Source organism: Rhodococcus sp. IEGM 1370 (assembly GCF_033142325.1).
GTDB lineage: Bacteria > Actinomycetota > Actinomycetes > Mycobacteriales > Mycobacteriaceae > Rhodococcoides.
On sequence record NZ_JAWLRY010000007.1, the window covers coordinates 71,240 to 83,361 of the forward strand.

A 12,122-nucleotide genomic window follows, 5' to 3' on the forward strand; every position below is an offset into this window, starting at 1 on the left:
CCCTAAACCCAGTAGGGCACGCGGGCCCGGTACTTCTTGAGTGCGACGATGGCCAGCGCCCAGCCGACGACGGTGAACCCGAGCACGATGTACCAGTGGTACGCCTGCTGATCCTCGCCGATCAGGGGGGCCCGGATGATGTCGAGGTAGTGGAAGAGCGGGTTGATCTCGACGAGCTTGGCGCGGTTCGCGGCCTCGCCGCCCATGGACTGCAGGCCTGAGGTGGTCCACACGATCGGCGTCATGAAGAACATCAGCGTCACGAAGCTGCCGAGGATCGGGGCGATGTCGCGGTAGCGGGTGGCGACGATGCCGAACAGAATGGACACCCACACGGCATTGAGCAGAATCAGCACCAGCGCGGGGATCGCGAAGATCACGGTCCAGTGCAGCCCGCCCTCGGGCCAGAAGATCGCGATGATGATCACGTAGATCAGCATGTTGTGACCGAACAGCAGCAGCTGACGCCACACCAGGCGATAGACGTGCACGCTCAGCGCACTGGGCAGCTGTTTGATCAAGCCCTCGTTCGCGACGAAGACGTCTCCGCCTTCGAGGATTGCGGCGCTGATCAGTCCCCAGACGATCAGGCCGACGGTGACGTGTGGCAGGAACTCGCGCAGATCGATGTTGAGCAGGACCGAATACAGCAGACCCATCGCGATGGCCTGCACGCCGGTGGCGATGGTGATCCAGAACGGACCGATCACCGACCGGCGGTACCGCTGCTTGATGTCCTGCCAACCGAGATGCAGCCACAGCTCGCGCTGGTTGAAACCGGTTTTCAGGTCGCCGAAAGCGCGCCGATAAGTCTGTGAGTCCGAAACCGGAGCAGGCATCTGATCTCCTGCCTCGCTCTCGGGATCCTTCGCTGGTGCCGACACGACGGTCGACACTACCTCTCTTCGGAGACTGCGCTCATTCCGAGCTTGCTACAGATACTGGCCGGTACCGCCGCCGCCGTGGCCCCCGCCACCCTGGCCGCCACCCGGAGCGCCCATCACACCGGGAGGCAACGCGCCCTGCCGCATCTGTTCGAGTTGAGCCCGCGCGGCCATCTGCTGAGCGAACAGGGCCGTCTGGATGCCGTGGAACAGACCTTCGAGCCAGCCGACGAGCTGAGCCTGCGCGATGCGCAGTTCCGCGTCGGTGGGGACCACGTCGTCGCCGAAGGGCAGGACCAGGCGCTCGAGTTCGTCGCGCAGTTCCGGGGCGAGGCCCTGTTCGAGTTCGTGGATGGACGACTTGTGGATTTCCTTCAGTCGCGTCCGGCTCGCGTCGTCGAGCGGTGCAGCGCGCACTTCCTCGAGCAGCTGCTTGATCATCGTGCCGATGCGCATCACCTTTGCAGGCTGCTCGACCATCTCCGACAGGCCCGATCCATCGTTCGCGGAGGATCCGGCGGCGCGGGCCGCGGCGGCCGTCGCTTCCTCGCGGCTCAGGGCGAGCGGTTCCCCGTTGGGGCCGATCACAACGACATGGTCATCGGGCGCGCTGTTCGGCTCGGATTGAGTCATATATCCATCATTACGCCTCGCTCGCCGTTGCGCGATCGTCAGGGGCGATTATCCTGGTTCGGTCGTCGGGAACAGTGGAGGCCGGGAGGATCGAGCGTGCGAGGTGGGCAACCGTTCCCTGGGGAAACAGGACGTGGAACACATGCTTCACCGGTCGGCGCTTAGAGTGTCCGGCATGGGTTACGACGTCGCGCGAGTGAGAGGTTCCATCCCCTCGCTCGGTGACGGGTGGATTCATCTCGACCCTCAGCTGGGGATGCTGATCCCGGACCGCGTGTCGACCGCTGTGTCCACCGCATTTCGGCACAGTGCCTCCAATCATTCGGCCGGCAACACCTCGGCCAAGCGCAGTGCAGCTCTGCTGGAATCCGCCCGCGTCGCGATCGCCGATCTGGTCGGTGCCTATCCGTCCGGTGTCGTCATCGGCCCGGACCGCGCGACGCTGCTGTCCTGGCTCGCGGACTCGATGAGCTCGCGGCTGGGCCTGGGAACCGGTCTGGTGCTCTCACGTCTGGACGAGGAAGCAAACGTCGCACCGTGGCTGCGGGTGGCCAGCCGGTCGGGCGCGCATGTCCGATGGGCCGAGGTCGAGATCGATACGTGCGAATTGCCCACCTGGCAGTTCGACGATCTGATCACCTCCACCACTCGGCTCGTCGCCGTCACTGCTGCGTCGCCGATCGTCGGTAGTGCGCCCGATGTTCGGGTCGCGGCGGATCTGGTGCACGAGGTCGGTGGGCTGATCGTGGTCGACGCGGCCGGAGCTGCCCCCTACGCCCACGTCGACATCAAGGAACTCGGGGCCGACATCGTCGCGATCGACACCGCCGCGTGGGGTGGGCCGTCGGTCGGTGCGTTGATCTTCCGCGATCCGACGCTGCTGGAACAGTTGCCGTCGATGTCGCTCAATCCGTCGGCCAAGGGGCCGGCGCGGCTCGAGGTCAGCAGTCACCAGTACGCGTTGTTGGCGGGCGTGGTCTCGTCCATCGACTACTTGGCCAATCTCGACGACACAGCGACCGGGACGCGTCGCGAGCGCCTCGAGCTGTCGATCGGATCGTTGCAGCACTACCACGACGGCCTGTTCGATTACCTGATGAAGGCACTCGGTTCCCTGGACCACGTGATGGTGCTCGGCAATGCACCGACGCGCATCCCCACTCTGAGCTTCACCGTCGAGGGCATGCCAGCGGTGAAGGTGTCCGAGCAACTCGCGCAGGCCAGAATCGGCAGTGTCAGCGGAGTCCACGGCGGTAGTCGGTTGCTCGACGCGTTGGGCGTCAACGACGAGGGTGGTGCCGTCACCATCGGTCTGGCTCCGTACACCACCCGCTACGAGATCGATCAGCTCGTCAAAGCGCTCACCGCCCTCGCCCTCTAGGAGCGGCTGCGCCGCACGTGCACGAGGAGCCTCCGGGTCGTTCCGCAGGCTCCACTCCGGCCTCGTAGCTCACTACGGGGTTCCGCCCACGACCGCCGACCTGCGCGCTACTGGATTCGCAGAATCACTTTTCCGATGGTCTCGGCCTCATCGAGCATTCGATGTCCTTGCGCCGCTTCGGTTATCGGAATCTCGGCGTGCACGACGGCGGTGACGCGGCCCTCGGAGATCATCGGCCACAGGTGTGCCGTCATGTCCGCGACGATGTTCGCTTTGCTCGACGGCCCGGTTTCGGGTCGGCCGCGCAATCCGGCTGCGTGTACCGAGCCGCGCTTGGCGAGGAGTTTGCCGAAGTTCAGCTCGCCCTTCACTCCGCCCTGCATTCCGATGGTGACGACGGTGCCGTCCATGGCCAATGCGTCGAGGTTGCGGTCGAGGTACTTCGCACCCATGTTGTCCAGGATCAGGTCTGCTCCGTGATCCTCTGTCTGTGAACGGATCTCGGTGACGAAGTCCTGGTTCTTGTAGTCGATCAGGATGTCGGCTCCGAGGTCTGCGCACATGTCCAGCTTGTACTTCGATCCGGCGGTGACGGCGACGGTGACACCCATCTGCTTGGCCAGTTGAATTGCGTGAGTGCCGATTCCGCTGCCGCCGCCGTGAACGAGCAGTACCTGCCCCGAACGCATGTGCGCGTCCATCACCAGGTTGGACCACACCGTCGAGGCGACTTCCGGAAGTGCCGCTGCGACATGCAGATCGAGGCCCTGCGGAATGGGGAAGAGTTGGGTGGCGGGTACGGCGACCTGCTCGGCGTAGCCGCCGCCGGCCAGCAGCGCACAGACCCTGTCTCCGACGTTCCAGCCGCTGACGCCCTCACCGAGTTCGGAGATGATGCCCGAGCACTCGAGTCCGAGGATGTCGCTGGCCCCCGGAGGCGGTGGGTAATTGCCCTGACGCTGCATCAGGTCGGCGCGGTTGACGGCGGTGGCCGAGACATCGATGATCACCTGTCCGCGGCCGGGACGTGGGTCGGGGACCTCGGTCCATTCCATGACGTCGGGATCGCCGAATTCTTTCAGTGTGATGGCACGCATGTCTCCATAGTGCGCCTCCGGCGCAGTGGTGCGGTTAGGTGCCCTCTGGAGCGCTTAACTACACCACTGCCGCAGGCATTCTTACAGGTCCCAGAGATTGATTCCGAAGTCCTCGGCATGCGTGTCGATCTCGGCGAGTTCGGCGTCGGTGAAGTCCAGATTCTTCAAAGCCGCCACGTTGTTCTCGAGCTGTTCGACGCTCGATGCGCCGATCAGTACCGAGGTCACGCGTGGGTCGCGCAGGGCCCAGCTCAGCGCGAGTTGTGCGAGGGATTGGCCGCGGGTGGCGGCAATGTGGTTCAACGCCCGGAGATGCTCGATGTGGTCGTCGGTGAGCCAGTCCGGATTCAGCGATTTGCCCTGCGCTGCTCGCGAATTCGAGGGAACACCGTCGAGGTACTTGTCGGTGAGCATGCCCTGGGCCAGAGGCGAGAAGGCGATGACGCCCGCGCCCACCGCGTCGAGGGTAGTGAGCAGTTCGGGTTCGATCCACCGATTGACCATCGAGTAGCTGGGCTGATGGATCAGCAGGGGAACACCCGCATCGGCGAGCAGGTCTGCCATCTTCTGCGTGCCCTCGGGCTTGTACGAGCTGATGCCCGCGTACAGGGCTTTGCCCTGCTGCACAGCGCTGATCAGTGCGCCTGCTGTTTCTTCGATCGGGGTGTCGTGGTCGGGCCGATGGCTGTAGAAGATGTCGACGTGGTCGAGTCGCATTCGGGTCAACGATTGTTCGAGCGAGGACAGCAGGTATTTGCGAGAGCCACCGAAGCCGTAGGGGCCGGGCCACATGTCCCAGCCGGCCTTGCTCGAGATGATCAGCTCATCGCGATATCCGGCGAAATCCTCGGAGAAGATGCGGCCGAAGTTCTTCTCCGCGCTGCCGTACGGCGGGCCGTAATTGTTGGCCAGATCGAAATGCGTGATGCCGAGATCGAATGCGCGACGCAGGATCGCGCGCTGGTTCATCAGCGGTACGTCGTCGCCGAAGTTGTGCCACAGTCCCAACGACACCGCAGGAAGTCGGGGGCCCCGTGAGCCCACTCGGCGGAACAGCATGGACTCGTAGCGATCGTCGGCGGCAACGTACGGCGGGTCGATGTAGGGATCGGTCATACCTCGACCATAGGGCGCTGCGCCGAACGGGGCCTCGAACCGCGTCAACCTACTCGTGGGTAGATTTCCCGCCTAAGATGACACGCGTGACGGCCGAATTAGCCATTGGTCCCGGGGGGGACCCGCAGTGGCTCGACACTGCGGAAATGAAAGCATGGCGCGCCTATATGGACGGCGGGCAACGATTGATGGGGGTATTGAACAAGGATCTGCAGGATCGCCACGATCTGTCGATGGCCGAGTACCGCATCCTGGTGATGTTGTCGGAATCGGTCGACGGCTCCATCCGAATGAGTGAGCTCGCCGACGGTGTCCTGTCCTCGAGAAGTCGCCTGACGCATCAGATCAGGCGAATGGAACTGCAGGACATGGTGTCTCGCAGTACCTGCGTCAACGACGGCAGAGGCGTGCTGGCGGTGATCACCGAGGAAGGGCGTCGGCGATTGTCGGAGGCGGCACCCACGCACGTCCGCGGCGTCCGGCAGCACCTCGTCGACATCCTCTCGCCCCACGAACTCGAGGTGCTGGGCGACATCTTCGAGAAGGTCGACGCCGCGATGGACGCGTCCGGCTCGACACCGCGACGATGAGGGGCGATTGGGCCTCGGGCCGCTCGGCCGTTTAAGATCGCACACGGAAGCGTGGCAGAGCGGCCCAATGCACTCGCCTTGAAAGCGAGAGACGTGTAAAAGCGTCCGGGGGTTCAAATCCCTCCGCTTCCGCCACAAGTTCTACCCCGGTCCACCCGCGAGGGTGGGCCGGTTTTGTTTGCCCCGTTCGAAACTCGAAATGCAGGATTCCCGACGAGCTGGTATCGATACCAGCTCAGTGGGTACTACCTGCGAATGAGTGAAGAAGCGCGGCGCAACGATGGCGACAACGAGGGACCTCTGGAAGAGGAACTCGAGGAAAGTTTCGACGCTGTCGTCTCCGAAGGTGCAGAGCGATTGCACCGGACCGTGCGCACAGTGCTGATCACCGGATTCTTCGGCGGGCTCGAAGTTGCTCTGGGTGTGATGGCCTATCTCGCGGTGCTGGACGAGACCGGAAGTCATCTGCTGGCGGGCCTTGCGTTCGGCATTGGCCTGGTGGCCATCTATCTCGCGCATGGTGAGCTGTTCACCGAGGACTTCCTGATGCCGATCGCGGCGGTGGTTGCCCGCGACGGAACACCTCTGCAGCTGGCGAGGCTGTGGGTCGGAACGTTGCTGGCGAATCTGCTGGGCGGTTGGTTCGTTATGTGGTTGATTGCACACGCGTTTCCGCAGTGGCTCGAGGTGCTGTCCGAGGCGGCACATCATTTCGTCGACGCACCGCTGAATCTCCAATCGATCTGCCTCGCCGTTCTCGGCGGCAGCACGATGACGTTGCTGACTCGCATGCAGCAAGGAACAACCTCTGATGTCGCGCGGATCATTGCTGCCATGGCGGCAGGGTTCCTGCTGGCCGGATTGCAGTTGTTCCACTCGATTCTCGATTCCTTGCTGATTTTCGGAGCCATCCACGCGGGTGCGGACGTGAGTTACCGAGACTGGATCGATTGGTTCGGCTACACAGTGCTCTTCAACATCATCGGGGGCGTCGTGTTGGTCACTGCGCTGCGCTTGGTGCGCACCAAGGAACTCGTGAAGTCCGAGCGTGATCGACATCCCGAGTAGCCGAGCGGAGCCGGAAGTCACGAGCCGACATCTGGTACCCACCGCTCCAGGCCTAATCCGGTCTCGAAGCGTCGCAGGGCTTTCGAGATCGGGTCCGTGAATTCGAGTGCACTGGCGAGTAATTGGAGCGGGTCGGTGAAGTCGTCGACGGCTCGGCCGGATGCCGTCGGGTAGAGATCGTCGCCGAGGATGGGTACGCCGAGCGAATTCATATGCAGACGTAGTTGATGGGTGCGGCCGGTCAACGGTGTCAATCGATAGCGGCCGAGTCCGTCTCGATGCTCCAGGAGTTCGACGGTGGTGTGCGCGTTGGGTTCTCCGTCGACCTTATGGGCAGTAAATTGTCCCTTCTCCGAGACGATTCGACTGCGAACGACGGTCGGCAGTGTGAGCGACGGGTCGTAGCGCGCGATTGCCTCGTACTCCTTGCGGACCTTGCGATCCTGGAAGAGCGTTTGATACGCACCGCGCAGCGTCGGATCGACGACGAACAGGACCAGGCCTGCGGTCACACGATCGAGCCGGTGAGCGGGCACCAGTTGCGGCAGTTCGAGTTCGAGACGCAATCGCACGAGCGCGGTCTCCAGAATATGTCCGCCGCGGGGGATGGTCGACAGAAAGTGAGGCTTGTCGATCACCAGCAACGCGTCGTCCCGGTGCACGATCGAGATATCGAACGGCACAACGGTTTCCGGCGGTAGGTCGCGGTGGAACCAGACCGCCTCACCGGGAACGTACGGTGCGTCGAAGGAGATGGGGCCGGCCATGTCGACGATGTCACCGGCGGCGAGCATGGCGTCGATCCGGTGCGAAGGAATCCGGAACTCGGTTGCGGCGAGGAAGTCGCGAACAGTGAGCCATATGCCGTCCTCGGGCATCCGTATTCGCGCGGGATCGAGACCGTGCCGCTTCGCCAGGGGCGGTTGCTGGCGTCGTCTCACCGGATGAGCGTATCCGCCCGCCGAGATCGCACTTGTGCAGACAAATCAGTGCCATCTGCCTGCACAAGTGCGAGTTCGCTACTCGCAGCCGATGCCGTCGTTGTCGCGGTCGAGATGAGGTCCGTAGCCGTACTCGTCCCGATAGACCGGGTCGGCTCCGGCGTCGCGCGCCGCGTCGCAGTTCTCGTACTGGAATGTGCTGCCCTGACGGGGTGCGGGCGCAGGAGCCGCCAGTGGGGCCGGGGGTGGGGGCAGGAGCACCGGGCAGAACTGGGCCGAACCACTGCTGCAGAGGAAATCGGTGATCGGATCGGCCGAGGCGACGGCCGGAGCGGTGACGAGCGCGGCCGCAGCGATCGCGCCGCTGATACTGATCTTGACCAGCAGATTCTTCGTTTTCATGGAACTCCAATCGAGGGGATGTGATGTGGAGCATCCTCGGCTGATTGTTGAACTGTCAATCAAGTCATTCGAGTGACCTACGCTCGAGCGCACACGGGCAAACGTGTTTGGAACCCATCGATTCGGCGTATTTACGAACGTATGAGCGAAAACGAGCAGGTCAACCAGAACCCCGAGAAGGATCCCGACGATTGGGTCACCGGCGACGAGCCGATGACCGGCCCGCAAAAGAGCTACCTGAGCACTCTTGCGCAGGAAGCGGGCGAGGAAGTTCCCGAGGGTCTCAACAAGGCGCAGGCGTCGGAAATGATCGACAAGCTGCAGGGCGAAACCGGCCGCGGCTGAGACTCCCAGAGGTCCACTCGATGTGACATCGACCCCCGAAAAGTCCACCGAATGTCACATCGAGTGCCCTCGCGGTAGCGGTGTCCGCGAGGACATCCGACCAGGTGGACCGTTATGTCTCGAGTACATGTAACAAAGGATCACGCGGACTTTTGTACCCGTGTATCCGCGGCTATTGTGAGCGAACCCACAGCTTTAGCGTGCGCGCATATCGGTGGGTACGTTGAGTGACGGATGTTGTTTGTGTTGCGCCCCGTGAGGGTGCGCCGGGGGAGGATGGGCAATCTGATGCACCGTCGAGTGTTGGCAGTAGCGGGAGCTGCTCTGGCAGTGTCGCTGCTGGGGTCGGGTCTCGCCGGGGCGCAGCCGCTCCCCGATACCGGCAGTTCCGATGGCGCCGGTGCGGCTCCTGGCATCGCCGCTCAGTCCCAGCCATTGCCCTCGGCGCGCATCGATCGGGTGGACATGCTGACCGACCGCCGCGCTGCCGTGTGGGTGGAGTCGCCGGCCATGGGCCGCGCCATCCAGGTTCAGGTTCTTCTTCCGGCCGCGCAGGCGGTGTCTCGTCCGACGCTGTACATGCTCGACGGTGTGAGCGCGGGCAAAGAATCCGATTACAAGGAAAGCACCTGGACGCAGAAGACCGACATCGTCGACTTCTTCGCCGACAAGCAGGTCAACGTCGTGCTCCCGGTCGGTGGATCGAGCAGCTACTACACGGACTGGAACGTGCCGGACCCGGTGCTGGGCGTGAACAAGTGGGAGACGTTCCTGACGTCGGAGTTGCCGCCGCTGATCGATGCGCGCTTCTCCGGTAACGGCACCAACGCGATCTCGGGTGTCTCGATGGGTGCCCAGGCCGCGATGGACCTGATGACACGTCACCCCAGCCTCTACACCGGCGTCGCCGGCCTGAGCGGTTGCTACGACAATTCGCAGACCAACTTCAAGGACGCGGTGCGCGCCACCGTCGCCACCAACGGCGGAAACGCAACCAACATGTGGGGCGAGAACACCGATCCCAAGTGGGTCGAGCACGATCCGTCGCGTAATGCCGAGGCGCTCCGCGGCAAGGACGTCTACCTGTCCGTCGGCACCGGCCTACCTGGTCCGTACGAGCTAGGCCCCGGTGGCAGCGGAGTCGAGAGCGCCCTGATGGGTGGACCGCTCGAGGCTGCCGCGCTCTACTGCACAACGGTGTTCGATACTCGGCTCCGGTCGCTGGACATCCCCGCGACAGTCGTCTACCGCCCGTACGGCATCCATCAGTGGCCGTACTGGCAGGACGACCTGCGTGAATCCTGGCCGACGCTCGAGCGCGCGCTAGGTCTGTAGAGCGAACTTCAGAAACGCGTCGTTCTCGTGCGGGTCGCCGATGGTGACCCGCACTCCGTCGTTTCCGTAGGCGCGCAGCAGCACGCCCTGTTCGGCTGCAGAAGCGGCGAACTCACCCGAGCGTTCGGCCAGCGGCAGCCAGACGAAGTTGGACTGCGATGCGCCGACGTCGTAGCCGCCCGCAACGAGCGCGTCGCGCACACGATCCCGTTCCGCGATGAGGGCATCGGTGCGGGCCAGCAGCTCTGCCGACGCCTCGAGCGACGCCACCGCAGCCTGCTGGGCAACGGTGCTGACTGCGAAGGCGATCCGCACCTTCGACAGTGCCGTGATCACCTCGGGATCGGCCACCGCGTAGCCCACCCGCAAGCCGGCGAGTCCGTAGGCCTTCGAGAACGTCCGCAGCACGATCACATTGCGTCGTCCGCGTGCCAGCTCCACTCCGTCGGTGTGGTTGCCTGCGTCGGAGCGGGTGTACTCGAAGTAGGCCTCGTCGAGGACCACGAGAATGTTCGACGGCACCGCATCGAGAAACGCCTCGAGCTTGTCGCGCTGAACGACGGTTCCGGTCGGGTTGTTCGGGTTGCAGACGAAGATCAGCCGGGTGCGGTCGGTGATGGCCGCAAGCATCGCGTCGAGGTCGTGCACGTGGTCGGCGGTCAACGGAACCAGCACAGGTGTCGCGCCGGCGACGCTGGTGACGATGGGATATGCCTCGAACGAGCGCCAGGCGAACAGCACTTCGTCGCCGGGACCGCAGGTGATCTGTACGACCTCCTGGCACAGCGAGACCGAACCACTGCCGACGGCCACGTTCTCCGCGGCGACTCCGAGCTTCTTCGCCAGTGACTCGACGAGCGCGGTCGCTCGATTGTCGGGGTAGCGGTTGACGCCACCGACGGCCTCCGCGATCGCGTCGCGCACGCTCGGCAGCGGCCCCTGCGTCGTTTCGTTGCTCGCCAGTTTGATCGCACCCGGAAAGGTGCGTCCGGGAACGTAGGCGGGGATGGCGTCGAGGTCGGGGCGGATGCGCGCGGTCACGGCTGCCATTATGCGCCCAGGTTCGGGGTTGACTTCTGCGCGTCCGTGATATTGCTGTGCACGACCGGACCGATCGTCCTATCTTCGATAAGTATGTCGGGAATATTGAGCGACGTCGCAGTTCTTCGGTCCGCCTCCGCGCCCACGGTCGGTGCGGACGACGTGGTGGACACGACCGCGCACGAATCACCCCCGCGCGAGAAAGTGCCGTTGACGGCCGTCGAACCCGATGGTCCACCTCGCGGTGGAATCGTCGTGCTGCACGAGGCACGTGAAGTGCCCGAGTCTCTGCTCGACCTGCTGCGCGCACTCGCGCTTGAAGGCTGGCTCGCCGTCGCGCCGAACCTGTTCCACCGAGGCCACGGCGACGACAAGGAAGTCTTCGGCGACGACCTCTTCGCGGACTTCGATGCCACCTCCGACTGGCTCGTCCAGCGCGGTGTCTATCCCGATTGTGTCGGGGTGATCGGGTTCGACGACGCAGGCACAGCAGCGTTGATCGTGGCCACCAGCCGTCCGGTCGGGGCGGCGGTCAGTGTTGCTGCCGCCGGCATCGTCGAACCGCTCAACTCCGACGCTGTCGCGTTGGTCGAGGCCGCACCCAAGCTGCAGGCCCCCTGGCTCGGTCTCTACGGCGAGGACGACCCGCACACCCCACCGGAACACATCGAAGCCCTTCGCGACGCCGCCACGCGCGCCTCAGTGGCCACGAACGTCGTCAGCTATTCGGGGCTGAAGCATCGAGCCGACCATCCCCGCGAACAACCCGGCAGCTCCGATCACAGCGACCCCGCAGCGGCCGCGCTCGTGGACGCGCAGACGAGAATCTTCGACTGGTTCGACAGCTTCATGCGCTGAAGAGCAACAAGCATCTTTGACGCGAACGACGCGCGAACCACAGGCGTCGACCAGCCGTTTTGCCTTCTGGCCTCCGCTGTGGGTAATCTCTTTCCTCGGCGGTCCGAGAGGGCCGGCAGCCTAGGAGGCGTGCCAGAGCGGCCGAATGGGAGTCACTGCTAATGACTTGTCCTTTCACCGGGACCGGAGGTTCAAATCCTCTCGCCTCCGCCACGAACGGTAGATCGTTGCCGTTCAGCTGGACCAGTTGAATAACTGAACATGCGCCCGTAGCTCAACGGATAGAGCACTTGACTACGGATCAAGAGGTTAGGGGTTCGAATCCCTTCGGGCGCACGAAAAACAGGCCCTGATCTGCGAATACTCGCGGATCAGGGCCTGTTTTGATGAGCTGGATGTGTCAGGGACGCTGACGGGTAACTCGACGTCGA

The 12,122-nt window shown here is 63.9% G+C and carries 13 protein-coding genes and 3 tRNA genes; 9 read left to right on the top strand and 7 right to left on the bottom strand.

The features are described from left to right. Window positions 1–2: 2 nt before the first annotated feature. Window positions 3–839, bottom strand: coding sequence for an ABC transporter permease (locus R4P47_RS11995; protein ID WP_187298386.1), 837 nt, complete (start codon window positions 837–839; stop codon window positions 3–5). A gap of 93 nt (window positions 840–932) precedes the next feature. Continuing rightward, complete coding sequence (locus R4P47_RS12000; protein WP_317784833.1) at window positions 933–1,517, bottom strand: bacterial proteasome activator family protein; 585 nt, start codon at window positions 1,515–1,517, stop codon at window positions 933–935. A gap of 175 nt (window positions 1,518–1,692) precedes the next feature. Between R4P47_RS12000 and R4P47_RS12005 the strand changes: the two genes are divergently transcribed. Beyond that, entirely contained in the window at window positions 1,693–2,898 is a 1,206-nt protein-coding gene (locus R4P47_RS12005) for a cysteine desulfurase-like protein (RefSeq protein ID WP_317784834.1), read from the top strand. Window positions 2,899–3,005: 107 nt separating this feature from the next. Here the strand turns inward: R4P47_RS12005 and R4P47_RS12010 are convergent, their stop codons facing one another. Together R4P47_RS12010 and mgrA are read right to left on the bottom strand one after the other, a co-directional pair. Beyond that, a complete protein-coding gene (locus tag R4P47_RS12010; protein ID WP_094638907.1) occupies window positions 3,006–3,995 on the bottom strand; it encodes an NAD(P)H-quinone oxidoreductase in 990 nt (329 codons plus the stop codon). Window positions 3,996–4,076: 81 nt separating this feature from the next. Further along, entirely contained in the window at window positions 4,077–5,111 is a 1,035-nt protein-coding gene (gene mgrA, locus R4P47_RS12015) for an L-glyceraldehyde 3-phosphate reductase (protein ID WP_317784835.1), read from the bottom strand. Window positions 5,112–5,188: 77 nt separating this feature from the next. Here mgrA and R4P47_RS12020 point away from each other — a divergent pair, with 77 nt between their 5' ends. The 3 genes from R4P47_RS12020 to R4P47_RS12030 all read left to right on the top strand — a co-directional run bounded on the left by R4P47_RS12020 (window position 5,189) and on the right by R4P47_RS12030 (window position 6,769). Then, window positions 5,189–5,701, top strand: a complete 513-nt coding sequence (locus R4P47_RS12020) for a MarR family winged helix-turn-helix transcriptional regulator (protein WP_068054875.1) — start codon at window positions 5,189–5,191, stop codon at window positions 5,699–5,701. 45 nt (window positions 5,702–5,746) lie between these two features. After that, window positions 5,747–5,836, top strand: a tRNA-Ser gene (locus tag R4P47_RS12025). A gap of 120 nt (window positions 5,837–5,956) precedes the next feature. Continuing rightward, a complete protein-coding gene (locus tag R4P47_RS12030) occupies window positions 5,957–6,769 on the top strand; it encodes a formate/nitrite transporter family protein (RefSeq protein WP_068054878.1) in 813 nt (270 codons plus the stop codon). A gap of 17 nt (window positions 6,770–6,786) precedes the next feature. Here R4P47_RS12030 and R4P47_RS12035 read toward each other — a convergent pair whose 3' ends face one another. Together R4P47_RS12035 and R4P47_RS12040 are read right to left on the bottom strand one after the other, a co-directional pair. Continuing rightward, window positions 6,787–7,710: a pseudouridine synthase gene (locus tag R4P47_RS12035; protein WP_317784836.1), complete on the bottom strand. Its 924-nt coding sequence runs from the start codon at window positions 7,708–7,710 to the stop codon at window positions 6,787–6,789. A 78-nt stretch (window positions 7,711–7,788) separates the two neighbouring features. After that, complete coding sequence (locus tag R4P47_RS12040) at window positions 7,789–8,112, bottom strand: excalibur calcium-binding domain-containing protein (protein WP_317784837.1); 324 nt, start codon at window positions 8,110–8,112, stop codon at window positions 7,789–7,791. A 141-nt stretch (window positions 8,113–8,253) separates the two neighbouring features. On the opposite strand from R4P47_RS12040, the gene R4P47_RS12045 reads away from it, so the two are divergent. Together R4P47_RS12045 and R4P47_RS12050 are read left to right on the top strand one after the other, a co-directional pair. Beyond that, complete coding sequence (locus R4P47_RS12045; RefSeq protein ID WP_032395510.1) at window positions 8,254–8,457, top strand: DUF3072 domain-containing protein; 204 nt, start codon at window positions 8,254–8,256, stop codon at window positions 8,455–8,457. 288 nt (window positions 8,458–8,745) lie between these two features. Continuing rightward, window positions 8,746–9,792: an alpha/beta hydrolase gene (locus tag R4P47_RS12050; RefSeq protein WP_128646485.1), complete on the top strand. Its 1,047-nt coding sequence runs from the start codon at window positions 8,746–8,748 to the stop codon at window positions 9,790–9,792. Here the strand turns inward: R4P47_RS12050 and hisC are convergent. Further along, complete coding sequence (gene hisC, locus R4P47_RS12055) at window positions 9,781–10,833, bottom strand: histidinol-phosphate transaminase (protein WP_317784838.1); 1,053 nt, start codon at window positions 10,831–10,833, stop codon at window positions 9,781–9,783. The genes R4P47_RS12050 and hisC overlap by 12 nt on opposite strands. A 93-nt stretch (window positions 10,834–10,926) precedes the next feature. Here hisC and R4P47_RS12060 point away from each other — a divergent pair, with 93 nt between their 5' ends. From R4P47_RS12060 to R4P47_RS12070, 3 genes are all read left to right on the top strand, one after another. Continuing rightward, on the top strand, window positions 10,927–11,691 hold the full coding sequence (locus R4P47_RS12060; protein WP_068054886.1) for a dienelactone hydrolase family protein: 765 nt from the start codon (window positions 10,927–10,929) through the stop codon (window positions 11,689–11,691). 123 nt (window positions 11,692–11,814) lie between these two features. Next, window positions 11,815–11,904: transfer RNA gene (locus R4P47_RS12065), tRNA-Ser, on the top strand. A gap of 50 nt (window positions 11,905–11,954) precedes the next feature. Beyond that, window positions 11,955–12,027: transfer RNA gene (locus tag R4P47_RS12070), tRNA-Arg, on the top strand. Window positions 12,028–12,122: the final 95 nt, after the last annotated feature.